The organism is Blastomonas natatoria (assembly GCF_003201955.1).
Lineage (GTDB): Bacteria > Pseudomonadota > Alphaproteobacteria > Sphingomonadales > Sphingomonadaceae > Blastomonas > Blastomonas natatoria.
In genome coordinates this window covers 191,328-208,260 of the sequence record NZ_QJJM01000006.1, presented here as the reverse complement: position 1 = coordinate 208,260, position 16,933 = coordinate 191,328, and the positions used below count along the sequence as shown (strand labels likewise).

The following is a 16,933-nucleotide window of genomic DNA, read 5'->3' as shown; positions in this document are numbered from 1 at the left end:
CTCAGCTGCTGGTCGGCGTGTCGATATAGCCGGCTAGCCCCCAGGGATCATAGGGCCCCAGCACGAGCTGCTCGAACGTACCCAGGCCTGTTTCTCCCGCGCTGCTATGCACCCGGCAGAGAACCTGGACGTGCAGATTGCTCATGTCGGGCGCAAGCGGGTCGAGTGCGGCAAGGTCGAAATCCTCGCGCTCCACGGCCAGCGCGCCATGGTTGAGGCCATGGCCCTAGCGGGGGCAGGTATAGCCGAGACCGCGCATCTGGAAGCGCTGGATGGGATCGAAATGAATTTCGAGCGGCCCATCGTCGGTGTCGATGACCAGCGTTCCGCCATCGGGCCAGCGGGTGCCCGCGCAGTGGCGCGTCTTCATGGCAGCGCAAGGCGTTTCGTAAAACCCGTCATGGCCTGCCCCATCGGGGGCAGTGGCCGCGCGGGTATTCCACGGCTTGCCGCTGCGATGCGCATTGACATGGAAGAAGAGGCTGCGGCGCTCGAGGTTGACCGGGGTCCATTGCCAGAAAAAGCTGGGCTGACGGCTGGCGGAATGCGGTTGGGCATCAGCAGCACCAATCGGACGCACGCCCCAGCTGCGATCGCGGGTTCCCGCGCACCCGCACGCAAGCTCGGTCCGCTCGCCATCCACCTCTATCCAGCCCCTGTAATGGCCGTTCTGGGTCATGCGGGTATAGTCCATGAACGTTCGCGGGCCGTTGCGAAACGTGAAGCGCGGCTCCTCTATGGGGAAGGCGCGCCCGGTAAAGGTCAGGTCCGCTGCCAAGCCTTCTCCGTCGATCCGGATGCGGACTGTCTGCAGCGGTTCGACAATCTCGATCCGGATCGGGCCGACATGCAGGTCCATGCGTTCCATACCAAGCTCTCGAGACGCATGAAGATTGTGCTGTATACCGTTGCGAATGCAGGAGAAGCTTGCATCTGCAATGTCGAGATGCGGATAGACGCCAAAGGCAAGAGCGAAAAAGCCGCTGCCGTCGGGATTGTAGCCATTGAAGAAATAGCGGTCGTAGAAATTGCGATCCGTGCCAGCATAGGCGACCGGTTCAGCCGTCTGGTGCAGAGGGTAGTCATCACCTTTGGTCAGCATGCTGTTGTCTCCAAATGATTTTCTAGGCGCGCCGGAGCAAGGCTCCGATGCTGTCATGATCGAGCGCCAGGCTGCAGGCGCCCCGCGCCATCGACAGGAAATTGGCATCGCCGCGTTCGGTCCGCTCGACAAAGGCCGCGCTGAACACGGCGGTCGAAAGCCCTGACAGGGCGCCGATCCTGTACTCATCCCAGATGGTGTTGCGGTCGCGCGGCGCGCCGAGCCGGGTCATTTCGGCACAGTACAGATCGATAAGCGCAGATTCGTGGCCCCGACGCAGTTCGGTGCCGATGCCGGTACCCAGAAAATAGCCGAGGTCGGTCGTGCCAGCGCCGCTGACACAGGTCTGCCAGTCGACGACAGCGATCGGCTCTGCGCCAGCGCGGATGCAGAACAGCATGTTGTCCAGCCGGTAATCACCATGGGTCAGGCAGCGAGTGGAAGGGATGAAATGAAACCACGCACTGCAATGCTCTGAAAGCTGCTCGCAGATGTCCAGATATTCGGGCTCTATCTGCCCGGCATAGCGCTCGCGAAAGATCGCCTGGGCACCAGGATAGGCCTGTATGATCCAGTCGCGCGCAGCCGGATCCGGGAGCAGCCAATCCTCGTCCAGAACTGGAAGCCCCTCGGTCGAGGCGTGCAGCAGGGCTGCTTGCCGGATCGCCTCTTCCGCCTCGGCCAATGTACAGGAATTAAGCTGGTTGCCGGCGCGCGCCGGTCCCAGATCCTCGAACAGCAGGATAAAATCGCAGCCCGCCTCGTCGATCAGTGCGGTATAGACCTTGGGCACGCGCATCGGGATCAGCGGCGCGACGCGCGCATAGAAGTTCACCTCGCGCAGATAGAGCCTGAAATGCGCCGCCGTGGCGCGGCTGGTTGCATCGCGCGAGGGCAGCTTCGCCGCGATCGAGGCGGGGGCATGCCGGGCAGGGCCGTCATAGGTCAGAGCGATCCTGACCGTATCCCCCACCTGGCCAGTTCCTATGGGCGTGATTTCGGTCGAGAGGATCTGTGCCCCGTCCAGAACGCCGGCTGCACCGAGCTGGATCTGCAACCAGTCGCGGCCGATATCCTCCGCACGGGTCGGAAATGGGTGCATCGCTCTCCCTTTCGCCGGCGTGTGTCCGGCGCTTGTTTAACCGTACGATTAAACAAGCAGGGGGGAATTGCAATCGGTCAATTGGGCAGGGCTGCGGCGCTTCAGGCGAGTTCGCTGGCGAGGCGTGCCTGCATCTGGTGGACCATCGGGTGCATGGCCTGAATTTCGGCAAACCCCAGCCGGTCCGCTTCCAGCGACCTTTCCAGCCGGACCAGTCGGTCGAGCAGATGCTGGGTCTCATGCACCAGACGCTGGGCCTCTCCCGGCAGGCGAGCCACGACAAAGGGGTCGCTGGTGCTGCATTTGCCGAGCGAACGGCTGCGGCTGCGCAACTGGTGTTCTGAAAGCTCGCCTGCAAAAAAAGCCTTCTGATTCAGCAGCCAGGCGATCGAATGCATCAGCCGTGTCGTCACCCGCAGGGACTCGCAGGACATGTCGATGCGAATGTCATCCTCAAGCGACAGGCCCTGCTGCTGCGGGGTCAGTTCGAAATAGGACCGCGCTTCGTCAGCCAGGACCATGGCCTCGACATAGAGCGACTCGACCAGCTTGGCGGTGAAAGGGGACTGTACGCTTTCCATGTTTTACATTTGCCAAAGACCCGGCGTCCTGCACAGCGTAAACCTATGGTTAAGCGGGCAGCAAGTCTGTTTGTGTCAACTCGGAACACCCTGCCAGCCTGGCATGAACGGGGATTGTCTGCGACTGGATCAGGCGATGATGTCGGGAATGAGATAGTCTTCCAGAATCGCTATCTGGTCACGCAGCATCAGCTTGCGTTTCTTGAGGCGCGCCAGTTGCAGCATGTCGGGGGTGCCGCCATTGCTCAGTGCCACAATGGCATGGTCGAGATCGCGATGCTCTATGCGGAGCGAGGCCAGCTTCTGCCGGACTTCTTCCTCTGTCACGTGCGCGCCCTTTCCCCACCATAGCCCGGCCGTCTTGCGGCGCGGAATCGCCATAGCCCAGGCACGAGGCCTGCCGGTTATCGCGGTTATGGAATGTTTCGCCGCATTGCAAGCCGACCTGTGCATATCAAACCGGACAGGCCGGAAATTTTATGTTTAGATTATCTCCCCACGATGAGAAGGCAACGAGTCGAAGGAGACATACATGCTGAACGACAGCCATACCGAAGCCCTCAAGGCCAAGCATGCTGGTATCGAACGGATGATCCACGACGAAGAACGCCGACCCGCGCCGGATACGGCGCTGATCGCCAAGCTCAAGAAACAGAAATTGCGCATCAAGGAGGAAATCAGCCTTCATTGACAGGCTGATCGAGTTCTAGCGGGCGCCGGCCGGGGGGCCTGACGTCCGCAAAACGCCCGGCGCGCCTGCAAGGCCGATCGAAAGGCCGGGGGCAGAGCGCGCGTCGGGCGCCCTCGGCGGATACCCAGGCTTCCGCAATGCAACGGAGCCTGCATGGACGGGCCTGGCGTGATGCGTTCAGCGCAGGACGATATCGGTACTGATCAGCTTCACGTCATGCAGCTGGTGAAGATAGGCTTCATAATAGCCCTTGTGTGACGCTCCGACGATGGTCAGCATCCGCGTGCCGGGATAGCGGCCAAGTACGTCGCGGATGTTCGCGACCATGCGCAGATTGCGCGTCTCCCAATAACCCAGATACTGTCGGCCAAAGCCCTGGGGAGAGGGGTCTGCAAATGCGGCGCCGAAATCGGATCGATAGGTGAGCATGGCAGCCTCTGGCGCGTTATAGGCGCGGTAAAGGTCAAGCAGGCCATCCGTCTCGGCCAGTCTCGCGTTGAGTTGCTCGCTCTGCGCCCTGCGCGCTTGCGTGGCAGGATTGTCCCACGCTGCCATGATCGCTTCCCCGTTGGCCTTGCGCTCTTCGGGGTCCGACGGTTCTGGCGTGTCGGCAGAATGATCGTCGACGCTGAACAGGCGCTCCAGTCCCAGCCTGGCGGCCAGCACTGCTGCGATCAGATCGGTCTCGTTGCGCCGGGTGCGGGCCTTTTCGAGGATCGCGACCAGCTCGTCCGTCAGGCCATCGCCAGCCTTGCGCTGATCGACCGGCAGCCTCAGCCATTGCACGAGCGCTGATCCCGGCTCGCCTGCCGCGAGGAAAACCGCTGCCAATCTGCGGCGTTGTGCCGGGTCGGGGGCGTCCGGCCAGTTTGCGAGCTGCCGCTCTGCTTCAGCATTGGCCGCTGGAACGGAAAGTCCGGTCGCCGCGCCTGCCTTGCCCGGGTCAGGGCAATAGGTTTCCACTGTCTCGGCATAGCGAGCCGGGTATCGCCGCAGACTGTCGCATTGCAGCCCCGAAAGATCCTCGGTTGCGATCGCGGTCGGCTTCCACGCTGCCAGCCTGTCGAGCAGCGGTTCGAGCGATGCGGGCGTGAAGCTGTCGGGCAGGCCTGAAAGGTGGGGCGTTCCGAGCACCATCACCTCGTTGGGCTCGCCGCGATAGGGGCCTTTCAGTTCTGCCGGACGGAATGAGGGAGTATAATCCTGCGCGATTGCGAGCGGCGGCTGCAGCATGAGGCAAAGGCCGATCATTCCGAACGCCATGGTGCGATACGACGGGGTGCCGGGTCCTGATGCCATAATGCCTCGCAATGACTTGGTGTATTACTGTATTGATACGCTGCTCGATTTGGGCTGTCCAGCGCGCGGTTTGGACCCAAATCGGATGGAAGGCCGGATGGCGCACCGGCCATGGCCGTGCTAGGACCCGGGCCATGTCTCAGGCTCAGATCAACGCAACACTCGCTGCCCGCAATATCCTCACCCGCCTGCACGATGTCATGGCTGCGCGAACCAATGCCCAGGCCAAGCTCAATCAGGTGGTGGATATCATCGGGGATTCGCTGAACAGCGAGGTGTGCTCGATCTATCTTCTGCGCGAAGGCGTGCTGGAACTGTTTGCGACGCGCGGCCTGAACCAGGAAGCCGTGCACGTGACCAAACTGGCGTTGGGGCAGGGGCTGACCGGCACGATCGCCAAGAATGTCGAGACGCTGAACCTGGCCGAGGCGACCGCGCATCCGGACTTTCAATATCGGCCAGAAACCGGCGAGGAAAAGTTCCACAGCTTTGCCGGAGTGCCGATCGTGCGGATGGAGCGCGCGGTGGGCGTGCTGTGCATCCAGCATGTCGAACCGCGCCGCTATCTCGAGGTCGAGATCGAGGCGATGCAGACGGTGGCGATGGTGCTGTCCGAACTGATCGCCAATGCCGGACTGGTCGATGCGCAGGGTGCATCGGACGGCGGCGCCGAACTGACCCATTCGCAGCGGGAAATCGGTTTCCCGCTCGTTGCCGGCCTCGCCAGTGGCAAGGCGGTGTTCCATCAGCCGCGGATCACCATCGAGCATGTCGTCGCCGAGGATGTCGAGGCCGAGCGCCAGCGCGTCTATTCTGCCTTCATCAAGATGCGCGAGCAGATCGACAAGATGGCCAGCCAGGCCGAATTCGGCACCGGCGGCGAGCATGACGAAGTGCTCGAGACCTACAAGATGTTCGCCTATGACGAGGGCTGGTCGCGGCGGATCAACGAGGCGATCGACAGCGGCCTCACCGCCGAGGCCGCGATCGAGCGCGTGCAGCAGCGCACGCGCATGCGGATGCGGCAGATTGACGATCCGCTGCTGGCTGACCGCATGCACGATCTGGAGGACCTCTCCAACCGGCTTCTGCGCATTGTCTCCGGGCAGATCGGCACTGCGGCGCAAATGGGGCTCAGGCAGGATACGATCCTGATCGCGCGCAATCTGGGGCCGGCGGAACTGCTCGAATATGACCGGCGCAGGCTCAAGGGCGTGATCCTGGAAGAAGGCTCGCTTACCGCGCACGTGACCATCGTGGCGCGCGCCATGGGCATTCCGGTCATGGGCCGGATGCGCAATATCCTGCACCAGGTGCGGCAGGACGATCATCTGCTAATCGACACCAACGAGAATTCGGTGCTCATCCGGCCCGCGCCGCAGGTGATCGAGGCGTTCGAGGCCAAGTTCGTGCGCAGTCGCGAGAAGCAGGCCGCCTATGCGGCGCTGCGCGATGTCGAGCCGCGAACGAAGGATGGGACGCGGATCGATGTCCTGATCAATGCGGGGCTGCGCGACGACATCGCGCATCTGGCGGTGACCGGCGCCGACGGGGTGGGGCTGTTCCGCACCGAATTCCAGTTTCTGGTGTCGGCCACCTTGCCCCAGCGCGAACGCCAGCTCAGGCTCTATCGGGACGTCCTGGATGCTGCAGGCGAGAAGCCGGTGGTGTTCCGGACCGTCGATATCGGCGGCGACAAGTCCTTGCCCTATCTGCGCGAGGATGGCCCGGGCGAGGAGAACCCCGCCATGGGCTGGCGCGCAGTCCGTGTGGCGCTGGAGCGCGACGGTCTGCTGAAGGTGCAGGCGCGTGCGCTGATCGAGGCGGCGGCTGGCAAGACGCTCAATGTCATGTTTCCGATGATCGCCGAACCCTGGGAGTTCGATGCGGCGCGGCAGGTGTTCGAGGATCAGTTGAACTTTCTCAAGGGGCGCAAGAAGATCCTGCCCGACCGTATCCGCTATGGCGCGATGCTGGAAGTTCCGGCGCTGGCCGAGACACTCGATCTGCTGGGGCCGAAGATCGATTTCCTGTCGATCGGCACCAATGACCTGACCCAATTCCTGCTCGCGGCTGATCGCGCACATCCCAAGCTGGCGCAGCGTTACGACTGGATCTCGCCTGCCATCCTCCGCTTCATCCGCAGGGTGGTGAAGTCGGTGGAGCCCTATGATATCGACCTGACGGTGTGCGGAGAAATGGGGGGGCGTCAGCTTGAGGCTCTGGCGTTGCTGGCGGTGGGGATCAGGCGCCTGTCGATCACCCCGGCCGCAGTCGGACCGATCAAGGCGATGGTCCGGTCGATCGACCTGAAGGCAGCGAGCAGCCGGATGGAGGAGATGCTCGCTCATCCGCCCGCCAACATGCGCGAAACGCTGCAGGATTGGGCCATGGACCAGGGCGTCGAGCTGGGGTGAACCTTCTGGCGTCTGGCTGCCATGTCGAGGCCGAAAAAATGGTCATGCCCTCGGCGCGCAATTGGTTAACAAACCGCCAATTGCGTTGACTTGTAAATCGGTTCATGGTTCTCCGGACAGATGGACCACGAGATAACCGGGCCAACCCGGATCGGGAGCGCATACGTGTCCGAAACCGCAGATAACGCAGCCGCGCCACCATCCGATGATGGTGATACGACCGGTGATCTTTTCCCTCCCGCGCATGTCGGAGAGCGCCTCGCGGCAGCGCGGCACCGGCACGGTCTCACGCTGCAGGACATAGCCTCTCGCACGCGTATTCCGATGCGCCATCTGGAGGCCATGGAAGCCGGCAAGTTCGAAACCTTGCCCGGGCGGACCTACGCGATCGGCTTCGGCAAGGCCTATGCGCGCGCTGTGGAACTGCCCGAAGATGACATTGCCCAGCAGATCCGAGAAGCGCTTGGCGGCGCATCGGCAGCCTCGACGCGGGAGGTTACGCAATTCGATCTCGACGAGCCGAGCAAGGTCCCTTCCGCCAGGCTCGCTCTGCTTGCCGCCGTTACCGGTGCCGTCATCCTGCTCGCAGGATTTGGCGTCTGGCGCAGCTATCTGTTTCCAGCGGCCAATGTCGAGGAGCTCGCGCAGGCTGCCGATGCCGCCTCGGCCAGCGAGGCAGCGCCGCGTAAAACCGACGCGGGGGCCAAGGTTGCAACTGCGCCTGCCATCGATCCCGGGGCCGAGGTCGTGTTTACTGCGACAGAGGACAACATCTGGATCAAGTTTTACGATGGCGAGGGCAAGCAGCTGATGCAGAAGCAGATGGCTCTTGGCGAGCAGTATGTCGTGCCTGCCGACGCTGTCGATCCCCAAGTCTGGACCGGGCGACCCGATGCGTTCGAGATCACGGTCGGCGGGCGAACCGTTGCGCCGCTGGGCACAGCCGAAGTTGCAGTCAAGGACGTACCTGTTACCGCTGCGGCACTGATGGCGCGGCCGGCAGCATCGCCCGAAACCGCATCGCAAGCGGACGATAGCGCCCGTATATCGGGTTGATTGGTCCGGTTTCGCGCAGTCAATCGCCGTTCATTGACGTCATGACATTCAAAATCCCGTTGCGCGGCTTTGACGAAATCCGCGCGACCACTATAGGTTTTGCCGCATCCCATTTTTCCGAGCTGGAGCCCGACATGACGACCGTCCGCCCATTTTTCGTACTGTCCAGCCGGATGAGCCTGGCCGCGCAGATGCTTGGAAGCACCATGATGGCGGCGCTGATCGCTTCGGCAAGTCCGGCCGCCGCGCAGGCGACATCGCTGGAGCCGCGTGTCAAGAAGCTCGAATCCGAGATGCGGGCAGTGCAGCGCAAGGTCTTTCCGGGGGCGTCGGATCGCTTCTTCGAACCTGAAATCAGCGCACCTGCTTCCGCACCTGCTCCGACGGGCGTCAGCGCCTCTGCGCCGCTCACTGATATATTGCAGCGGGTCGACACGCTGGAAACCCAGATCACGCGGCTGACGGCGCAAACCGAAGAAAACGGCTTCAAGATTGGTCAGCTGGAAAAGCGGCTTCTGCAGATGGAAGAGCAGGCCAAGGCTGCCGCAGCGGCTGCTGCCGCCGCGCCTGCTGGAACCGGCGCTGCAGCGCCAGGCGCGGGCGCTTCGACGCCAAGGCCTGCAACGCCGGGGGCCGCCGCCGCTGCATCGGCTGCGCCGAGCGCCGAGCGGGTTGCAGCGGTCTCGAAGATCGAGAAGCCACAGAGTGCCGATGCGGGCGAGGACGCCTATCTCTACGGCTATCGCCTCTGGGAGGCCAAATTCTATCCCGAGGCACAGGCGCAGCTGCGCTTCGCGCTTGAAAAGCATCCCAGGCACAAGCGTTCGAGCTATACACGCAACCTGCTTGGTCGCGCTTATCTGGACGACGGCAAGCCAAGCGCAGCTGCGAAGATGTTTGCCGAGAATTACGAGAAGGAGCCCAAGGGCGATCGCGCTCCTGAAAGCCTGTATTTCCTTGGTGAATCGCTGATCAAGCTCAACGAAAAGCCCAAGGCCTGCGTCGCCTTTACCGAGCTGGCCGAGGTTTATCCCGATGTCGCAGCGGGCCGTCTGTCGGATCGATTGGCGACCGGGCGGCGCAATGCCGGATGCAAATGACGCCAAGCTGAAACGCATCGGCCAGGCGCTTGCCCGTCTGACCGTCGGACCTCAGGCCAGCCTGTTGCTCGCGGTGTCTGGCGGACCCGACAGCATGGCAATGCTCGATCTGGTGGTTCATGGCTGGCAAGGTCCGGTGCTGGCAGCCACCGTGGATCACGGTCTTCGTACAGGAAGTGCGGACGAAGCGCACATGGTGGCTGATTTTTGCGCAGCGCGGGGTATCGCGCATGCAATCCTGCAACCGCACGAGCCGATTTCAGGCAGTCTCCAGGCAGCCGCACGATCGGTCCGCTACGCGCTGCTTCACGCCCATGCCGATTGCTTGGGGGCTGACCATGTCGTCACCGCCCATCATGCCGATGACCAGCTCGAAACGATCATGATGCGTCTGGCCCGGGGGGCAGGGGTCGACGGACTCTCGGCCGTTCGAGCCCGAAACGGGCGCGTAATCCGGCCCATGCTCGGCTTTCGCAAGGCCGAGCTGGTGCAATATTGCGCAGCACAGGCAATCCCGTTCGCTACGGATCCCAGCAATACCAGTAATGATTTCGACCGGGTTCGGATGCGTCAGGCTCTGGCGAGCTTTGATGCGGTCGACCCGCTGATGGCTGCGCGATCGGCATCGGCTCTGGCAGAGGCGGCCGAAGCGCTGGACTGGGCGGCAGCGCGCGAAGCTGCGCTTGCACTGGTGCCGGAACCTGATGGCGTTCGTCTGACCGTGATGGATTACCCGCCAGGGCTGCTTCGCCGTCTGGTGGTTGCGGCCTTGCAGCAGGTCGAACCCGAGATTGCGGTCCGGGGGCCCGCGCTTGATCGGTTGCTGGCGCAATTGCTGGCGGGCGAACAGGCGATGATTGGCAACGTCCTGTGCCGCCCAGACGGGGCAGGGCAGGGTTGGGTCTTTCGACCGGCCCCGCCGCGCGGCGGGTCATTTTCGGCAATTGCGCCGGAATAATCGATCCCAGCCGACAAAGCGCAGGCGGATTATATTGTCATTCAGGATTAGTAGCCTATCTTGATCATGGTTTATGGCTGCAAAGGCTTTGTGATGAACGACGATCAGGATCCCGGTTCGAACCAGAACGGCTGGATGAAGAACATGCTCATCTGGGCAGGTGTCATCATCGGGCTGCTCGTGGTCGTATCGCTCATCGACACGCGCGGCTCCGCCGATCGCGGCAGCTCGATCAGCTATTCGACATTCCGTGATCGCGTGGCCGATGGTCAGGTCAAGAATGTCGTGATCTCGTCGGACCGTGTGACCGGCACCTATGTCAACGACGAGTCCTTCTCCGCTGTGCGCGTAGAGAACGACCCCACGCTGATCCCGCTGCTGGAAGAAAAGGGTGTGGATTACAGCGGCAAGGCAATCGAACAGCCCAGCCTGCTGGTCGCGATCCTGTTCCAGTCGCTGCCGTTCATCCTGATTATTGCCATCGCGTTCTTCGTCCTGCGTCAGGTGCAGAAGGGCGGCGGGGCGAGTGGCGCCATGGGCTTTGGCAAGTCCAAGGCCAAGTTGCTCACTGAAAAGGCTGGCAAGGTGACGTTTGCCGATGTTGCCGGTATCGACGAGGCGCGCGAGGAATTGCAGGAAATCGTTGAATTCCTGCGCGATCCCAGCAAGTTTGCACGGCTTGGTGGACAGATTCCCAAGGGCGCGCTGCTGGTCGGCTCGCCAGGCACCGGCAAGACGCTGCTCGCCCGCGCGATTGCGGGTGAGGCGGGCGTGCCCTTCTTCACCATTTCGGGTTCGGACTTTGTCGAGATGTTCGTCGGCGTCGGCGCGAGCCGCGTGCGCGACATGTTCGAACAGGCCAAGAAGAACGCGCCCTGCATCGTGTTCATCGACGAAATCGATGCCGTGGGTCGTCATCGCGGCTCGGGCCTCGGCAATTCGAACGACGAGCGTGAGCAGACGCTGAACCAGTTGCTCGTCGAGATGGACGGTTTCGAGGCCAATGAGGGCATCATCATCATCGCGGCGACCAACCGTCCTGATGTGCTCGACCCCGCGCTGCTGCGTCCTGGCCGTTTCGATCGCCAGGTCGTGGTGCCGGTGCCCGACATCGAGGGCCGCGAGAAGATCCTGCAGGTGCACATGAAGAAGGTGCCGCTGGCGCCCGACGTCAACGCACGCGTCATCGCCCGCGGCACGCCCGGTTTCTCGGGTGCGGACCTGGCCAACCTCGTCAACGAGGCAGCGCTGCTCGCTGCGCGCCGGGGCAAGCGCCTGGTTGCAATGAGCGAGTTCGAGGCTGCCAAGGACAAGGTCATGATGGGCGCCGAGCGCAAGTCGATGGTGATGACCGAGGACGAGAAGCGCATGACTGCCTATCATGAGGCAGGCCACGCGATCGTTGCGGTGCACGAGCCTGCATCCGATCCGATCCACAAGGCGACGATCATTCCGCGCGGTCGCGCACTCGGCATGGTCATGCGTCTGCCCGAACGCGACGTGTACAGCTATCATCGCGACAAGATGTACGCCAATCTTGCCGTCTCTATGGGTGGCCGCGTCGCCGAGGAAGTGATCTTCGGCTATGACAAGGTTTCCTCGGGCGCGAGCGGCGACATTCAGTACGCAACCAAGCTGGCGCGCGACATGGTCACCAAATGGGGCATGTCGGATCAACTCGGCCCGCTCCAGTACGAGGAGCAGTCGGAGGGCTATCTCGGCTACGGCCAGAGCCAGCGCCTGATGATGTCGGACGAGACTGCCCGCAAGATCGACGCGGAAATCCGCAAGGTCGTCGATCAGGGCTATGATCGGGCCAAGCAGGTGTTGAGCGACCATGTCGACCAGCTCCACACCCTGGCGCAGGCCCTGCTCGAATACGAGACGCTGAGCGGTGACGAGATCAAGGAACTTCTCGACAGCGGCAAGCTCGATCGTCCCGATGGCAGCAAGATCAAGCCCGATGTCGCTCCAGGCATTGGAGCGGTGATCCCGCGCGCGGGCAAGCGCAAGGGTCCGTTCCACGATCCGAAGCCGCAGGGCGCCTGACCAATCGACTTTCCCCGGTCGGGTTCGTGAACGGAATTGGAAGCATGATGACGGCGTTGGCGCTTCAGGCGTCAGCGCCGTCTGTGCAATCGGGGTCCACCATTGTTCCGCCCGAGACTGTACGAGAGTTTCTTGTTGCGGCTGACGCGCTCGCCGCGATGGGCGAGCAGGGTGCAGGCTCATCTCAGGCTGAAGTCATGCGTGTTGCCGTGCAGGATGCGGCCATGGCCTATCGTGCGGCACTGGCCGAAAGCGCAGCGAGGGGCGATCATCCTGCAGGATGCCCGCCGCCACCGGGCCGGGCGCAGCTATCGCTGGCAAACCTGATCGATGATTTCCGTGCCTTTCCCGAGCCCAATCGGGACATGCCCGTGACCACGGCCTTTGCGCTGGTCATGACGCTGCGCTATCCCTGCGAAGCTAAGCAGAAATAGGCTCATTGGGCGTTCATGTTCGGATGCCTAGCCATCGCTCAAGTGTGCATGGAGGATGAAATGAAGCGGGGAATACAGACAGCAGCCATCGCACTGGCTGCAGTCTTGCTGACAGGCGCGTCATCGGAAATGACGGTTGGAGAGTTTCTGGCGGGAATGAAAAAGGCCGAGAGCATGGGGCCGGCCGCCTTGCTGTCCAGCGATGTGCGCGCACTGCGCTCTGAATCGGAGCGGGTTCGCGAGATGTATGTCGCCGATATCACGCGGCAGAAAAAGGCGGGCGGCAAGATGCACAGCTGCCCGCCGGTCAGCGACAAGCCCAAGATGACGGGCGAGGAATTGCGCGTATATCTCACCAGCCTTCCGCCTGCGGCGCAGAAAAAGCCGTTCCGAGTGGCGGTCTATGACCTGATGAAGAAGAAATTCCCCTGCAAATGAGCTGTTGGCCCTCCCGCTGTTGCGGCGGGAGGGCCGACGGTTTCAGGCAGCGAGAAAGCCTTCCAGCCGCCCGCGGATGATCTGCTCGGCTTCGGACATGATGCGGTCGATCAGTTCCTTGCACGTCGGGATGTCGTGGATGAGCCCGGCGACCATGCCGCAGCTCCACGCGCCGGCATCCATGTCGCCTTCCATCATGATGCGCGGATAGACGCCCGCGACCTGCTCGATGATGTCGGTGAACTGCAGGTCCTTGCCCTTTTCCTTCTCGATCACCAGAAGCTTCTCGACCGCCTCGTTGGTCAGCACACGTTCGGTGTTGCGCAGTGGTCGCATGACGAGCCGGGTGTCGAGCTCGGACGCCGCGACGATCGCCTGCTTCACATGTTCGTGCACCGGGGCTTCCTTGGTGGCGATGAAGCGGGTGCCCATGTTGATGCCGTCCGCGCCCATCGCCAGCGAGGCGACCAGCGAGCGCGCATCGGCCTGACCGCCCGAGGCGACGAACGGAATGTCGAGTTCGTCGGCGGCGCGGGGCAGCAGGATCATGTTGGGCACGTCATCCTCGCCCGGATGGCCGCCGCATTCGAAACCGTCGACGGACACTGCATCACAGCCAATCGCCTGGGCTTTCAGCGCATGGCGCACGCTGGTGCACTTGTGGATGACCTTGATGCCCGCATCCTTGAGATAGGGCAGTACCGATTGCGGATTGTTGCCGGCGGTCTCAACCGCCTTCACGCCGTTTTCGATGATCACGCGCACATAGCCCGGATAATCGGGCGCGGTGAGCACCGGCAGGAAGGTCAGGTTTACGCCGAACGGCTTGTCGGTCAGTGCCTTGCACTTCTTGATCTCGGCATCGAGGTCCTCAGGCGTTTTCTGCGTCAGCCCGGTGATGATGCCGAGGCCCCCGGCGTTGGAAACGGCAGCAGCCAGCTCGGCAAAGCCGACATAATGCATGCCGCCCTGGATGATCGGGTGTTCGATGCCGAAAAGCTCGGTGATACGGGTCTTCACGAGGCTCTCTCCTGTCTTGCGATTGTGCTTTGAAGGTCAGACGAACAGGGCGACGCTCTGCATGGCGGTCATCACCGGTTCCAGTCTGCTGTTCCAAACGGTCATGTACTGGCTGGCGGCGCCATGGTGGGCATGGTGTGTCACCGATTCGAGCAGCCACCAGCCGTTCTCGGTTTCCGGCGCATCGGTCAACAGGTTGACCTGCCAGTTCATGCTGCTCACGGGTCCTGCAATATCCATCAGCCCCATGGCCGATGGCGGCAAGCCGTCGCCGATCGCCAGCAATTCGGTCATCGGGTCAAGTCCGTCGCGCTCGGTCAAGCGGTGCCAGTTGGCCAGTTTCGGCGTGTTCATGCCCAATGCGAGTCGCTTGTCGGGATATTCCATCTGCGAGGTGAAGAACTCCGGAGGGCCGCTGCGTGTCATGTCATCGGTTGGCGGCGGCGCGATATCGGGCCGATGCACCCCTTCGAATGCGATCTTGCTCTCGCGCTTGCTCATGAAGATGAAGGTGCCGATGAAGCCAAGGCCTTCGGCGCTGCGAATCTTCACTTCGACAAAGGCGGTGTTGCGCCCGCGGCGCAAAAGGTCGGTAGAGATCGTCAGTTCGCCCGCCAGCGGGCCCACAAACGCAACCTGGGCAGAGCGCAGCGGCGGTGCATCGGGCACGGTCAACCGCGCGGCATGATGCGCGAGCGCGGAGGACAGGCCGCCATAGCAGGTACGACCCTGCATCCAGCACGGGGCGACGGGAACGGTCCAGCCATTGTCGGCACGGACGAACGAAGCGAGGGTCTGAGCGAGATTCATCGCGCGATTAAGACCAGAGAATCTGGCATGAATCCACCGGAAATTTGCGGATAATCGGCTGCCGCTACGGATCGCGCGATGTCAGAAGAGGGGAAGGCTGGTGGGCGTAGGAAGGATTGAACTTCCGACCCCTGCGATGTCAACACAGTGCTCTACCACTGAGCTATACGCCCACGCTTTAGCCTTGCTGCCGGTGCTGTGCGCCGCGGCAAGGGCGGTCCATTACAAAGAGCTTGGCGGTCGTGCAAGCGGTAAATGAAGCCACTCGCCGATTATTGCCTCAAAGACTCTGAGCGAAGGTGCCACGCGAGAACACGCGATCGACCTCCAGTACCAGATCCTTGAGGTGGAACGGCTTGGACAGGACCCGCGCGCTCGGCGCGGCCTGCTCCGCCTTCAGCGTAACCGCCGCGAATCCGGTGATGAACATGACCTTGGTGTTGGGCGAGATGCGGCCGCAATGCTGGGCAAGCTCGATCCCGTCCATTTCGGGCATGACGATATCGGTCAGCAGCAGATCGAAATGTTCTTCCTGGAGCAGGGGCAGGGCGGCAGTGCCCCGATCCACCGAGGTTACCGTGTAATCCGCCTTTTCAAGGGCTCGCTGCAAATAGGTGCGCATGGCCGCGTCATCTTCCGCCAGCAAAATCCGCAACATCGCTCAAACCCTCCAACGGATACCTTGAGCGGCTTGTATGCCGGAGGCGGTTAAGATTTTCCAGCATCTCCCTCACCTTGTTGTGTGGCTGCCCCGAAGCAGGACAGCAGCAGGCAGGATGGTAAACACTGCTGTGCCTTAGGGCTGCCAACAGCCTGCGGCTTTGACACGGACTACGCTTTGGCGCATGTCGTCGTGCATGGACGGCGTGCCCATCGATGCAGCGATGCCATCGCGACTTTTCAGCCTGGAGGGGTTGGACAGTGCGCGGCTGCCGGTGCTGATCGCGGTGCCCCATGCGGGGCGCGATTATCCCGACGAAATCCTGCAGAATCTGCGTGTCGCCCCCGAAGTGCTCGAGCGCTTGGAAGATCGCCATGCCGACATGCTGTTGCCCGATCCGGCTGCTCTCGGCGCTCCTGTTCTTGTGGCGCACGCTGCGCGCGCCTGGATCGACCTCAATCGCGCGCCGAGCGAGGTGGATCCGCAGATGATCGCCGATGCGCCGCGCACGGCCTTTGCCCAGCCCAGCGCCAAGGTTCGCGGTGGGCTGGGCCTGGTGCCGCGCCGCCTTGCTGATCATGGCGATCTGTGGCGGCGGCCCTTTCGGCAGTCCACCATAGCAGCGCGCATTTCGGGGTTTCATGATCCCTATCATCGCGCCTTGAATCAGGCTCTGCATGCACTGAAAGCGCGTTTCGGTTGCGCATTGCTGATCGATCTCCACTCGATGCCGCCTTTGCGACCCGAAGGCGCAGCTGTGCCGCCGGGAATCGTGCTGGGCGATCGCTTCGGGCGGTCGGCCAGCGGATCGTTGTGCGATCTTGCGATGCGCACCATGACGCGCCTGGGCTTCGAGGTGGCGCTCAACCATCCCTATGCGGGGGGATATGTTCTCGATCGCCATGGACGACCATCGCGCGGCATTCATGCGCTGCAGGTGGAGGTCGATCGGAGCCTTTATCTCGATGCCGGCCTGAGAAACCCGGGGGCGGGCCTGCCCCATGTCCGCTCTGCGCTGGTGGAACTCATCGAAGCCTTGTCCGACGATCTGCTGCGCAGCGATCCAGGCCTTGCCATTGCCGCTGAATGACCGCCCATTTCGGGCATCAGATGTACGAATACGGACTGCTGTGCCGATGCCATGCGTGGCTTCCGAGCGGATATCCCGGCAGGTCTAACAGGCGTGGCGGTGCTGTGTGTGGCCGGCGGAAGGCG

The 16,933-nt window shown here is 62.6% G+C and carries 18 protein-coding genes and 1 tRNA gene; 9 read left to right on the top strand and 10 right to left on the bottom strand.

Going from position 1 to position 16,933, the window contains the following annotated elements:
• Position 1: 1 nt before the first annotated feature.
• The 5 genes from C7451_RS20245 to C7451_RS09560 form a co-directional block, all read right to left on the bottom strand.
• A complete protein-coding gene (locus C7451_RS20245; protein ID WP_244181773.1) occupies positions 2 to 196 on the bottom strand; it encodes a hypothetical protein in 195 nt (64 codons plus the stop codon).
• 30 nt (positions 197 to 226) lie between these two features.
• Positions 227 to 1,102: an Rv3169 family protein gene (locus tag C7451_RS09575; protein ID WP_244181771.1), complete on the bottom strand. Its 876-nt coding sequence runs from the start codon at positions 1,100 to 1,102 to the stop codon at positions 227 to 229.
• Positions 1,103 to 1,124: 22 nt separating this feature from the next.
• Entirely contained in the window at positions 1,125 to 2,204 is a 1,080-nt protein-coding gene (locus C7451_RS09570) for a phosphotransferase family protein (protein WP_110298726.1), read from the bottom strand.
• A gap of 101 nt (positions 2,205 to 2,305) precedes the next feature.
• Positions 2,306 to 2,785: a DUF1465 family protein gene (locus tag C7451_RS09565; RefSeq protein WP_110298725.1), complete on the bottom strand. Its 480-nt coding sequence runs from the start codon at positions 2,783 to 2,785 to the stop codon at positions 2,306 to 2,308.
• Positions 2,786 to 2,914: 129 nt separating this feature from the next.
• A complete protein-coding gene (locus C7451_RS09560) occupies positions 2,915 to 3,112 on the bottom strand; it encodes a YdcH family protein (protein WP_066284411.1) in 198 nt (65 codons plus the stop codon).
• A gap of 205 nt (positions 3,113 to 3,317) precedes the next feature.
• Between C7451_RS09560 and C7451_RS09555 the strand changes: the two genes are divergently transcribed.
• Positions 3,318 to 3,476: a YdcH family protein gene (locus C7451_RS09555; RefSeq protein ID WP_023838338.1), complete on the top strand. Its 159-nt coding sequence runs from the start codon at positions 3,318 to 3,320 to the stop codon at positions 3,474 to 3,476.
• Positions 3,477 to 3,653: 177 nt separating this feature from the next.
• On the opposite strand, the gene C7451_RS09550 is transcribed toward C7451_RS09555, so the two are convergent.
• Complete coding sequence (locus C7451_RS09550; protein ID WP_244181769.1) at positions 3,654 to 4,775, bottom strand: DUF5694 domain-containing protein; 1,122 nt, start codon at positions 4,773 to 4,775, stop codon at positions 3,654 to 3,656.
• A 134-nt stretch (positions 4,776 to 4,909) separates the two neighbouring features.
• On the opposite strand from C7451_RS09550, the gene ptsP reads away from it, so the two are divergent.
• From ptsP to C7451_RS09515, 7 genes are all read left to right on the top strand, one after another.
• Positions 4,910 to 7,192 carry a phosphoenolpyruvate--protein phosphotransferase gene (gene ptsP, locus C7451_RS09545; RefSeq protein ID WP_110298724.1) on the top strand — a complete coding sequence of 761 codons (2,283 nt, stop codon included), beginning with the start codon at positions 4,910 to 4,912 and terminating at the stop codon, positions 7,190 to 7,192.
• Positions 7,193 to 7,357: 165 nt separating this feature from the next.
• Positions 7,358 to 8,248 carry a helix-turn-helix domain-containing protein gene (locus C7451_RS09540; protein ID WP_167398499.1) on the top strand — a complete coding sequence of 297 codons (891 nt, stop codon included), beginning with the start codon at positions 7,358 to 7,360 and terminating at the stop codon, positions 8,246 to 8,248.
• 41 nt (positions 8,249 to 8,289) lie between these two features.
• Positions 8,290 to 9,348, top strand: coding sequence for a hypothetical protein (locus C7451_RS09535; RefSeq protein WP_244181766.1), 1,059 nt, complete (start codon positions 8,290 to 8,292; stop codon positions 9,346 to 9,348).
• Positions 9,332 to 10,306, top strand: coding sequence for a tRNA lysidine(34) synthetase TilS (gene tilS, locus C7451_RS09530; protein WP_167398498.1), 975 nt, complete (start codon positions 9,332 to 9,334; stop codon positions 10,304 to 10,306). Before C7451_RS09535 ends, tilS begins: the two co-directional genes overlap by 17 nt.
• A gap of 93 nt (positions 10,307 to 10,399) precedes the next feature.
• The gene (gene ftsH / locus C7451_RS09525) at positions 10,400 to 12,355 is read left to right on the top strand and encodes an ATP-dependent zinc metalloprotease FtsH (RefSeq protein WP_110298792.1); all 1,956 of its coding nucleotides are present in this window, start codon (positions 10,400 to 10,402) and stop codon (positions 12,353 to 12,355) included.
• A gap of 44 nt (positions 12,356 to 12,399) precedes the next feature.
• Complete coding sequence (locus C7451_RS09520) at positions 12,400 to 12,789, top strand: hypothetical protein (RefSeq protein WP_146215336.1); 390 nt, start codon at positions 12,400 to 12,402, stop codon at positions 12,787 to 12,789.
• 60 nt (positions 12,790 to 12,849) lie between these two features.
• Complete coding sequence (locus C7451_RS09515; RefSeq protein ID WP_146215335.1) at positions 12,850 to 13,227, top strand: hypothetical protein; 378 nt, start codon at positions 12,850 to 12,852, stop codon at positions 13,225 to 13,227.
• Between the two features lie 42 nt (positions 13,228 to 13,269).
• Here the strand turns inward: C7451_RS09515 and C7451_RS09510 are convergent, their stop codons facing one another.
• The 4 genes from C7451_RS09510 to cpdR all read right to left on the bottom strand — a co-directional run bounded on the left by C7451_RS09510 (position 13,270) and on the right by cpdR (position 15,715).
• Positions 13,270 to 14,247, bottom strand: coding sequence for an NAD(P)H-dependent flavin oxidoreductase (locus C7451_RS09510; protein ID WP_110298719.1), 978 nt, complete (start codon positions 14,245 to 14,247; stop codon positions 13,270 to 13,272).
• A gap of 36 nt (positions 14,248 to 14,283) precedes the next feature.
• Positions 14,284 to 15,057 carry a thioesterase family protein gene (locus C7451_RS09505; RefSeq protein WP_110298718.1) on the bottom strand — a complete coding sequence of 258 codons (774 nt, stop codon included), beginning with the start codon at positions 15,055 to 15,057 and terminating at the stop codon, positions 14,284 to 14,286.
• A gap of 98 nt (positions 15,058 to 15,155) precedes the next feature.
• Positions 15,156 to 15,230: transfer RNA gene (locus C7451_RS09500), tRNA-Val, on the bottom strand.
• A gap of 107 nt (positions 15,231 to 15,337) precedes the next feature.
• Positions 15,338 to 15,715 carry a cell cycle two-component system response regulator CpdR gene (cpdR, locus tag C7451_RS09495; protein ID WP_110298717.1) on the bottom strand — a complete coding sequence of 126 codons (378 nt, stop codon included), beginning with the start codon at positions 15,713 to 15,715 and terminating at the stop codon, positions 15,338 to 15,340.
• A 226-nt stretch (positions 15,716 to 15,941) separates the two neighbouring features.
• Between cpdR and C7451_RS09490 the strand changes: the two genes are divergently transcribed.
• On the top strand, positions 15,942 to 16,808 hold the full coding sequence (locus C7451_RS09490) for an N-formylglutamate amidohydrolase (protein WP_110298791.1): 867 nt from the start codon (positions 15,942 to 15,944) through the stop codon (positions 16,806 to 16,808).
• Positions 16,809 to 16,933: the final 125 nt, after the last annotated feature.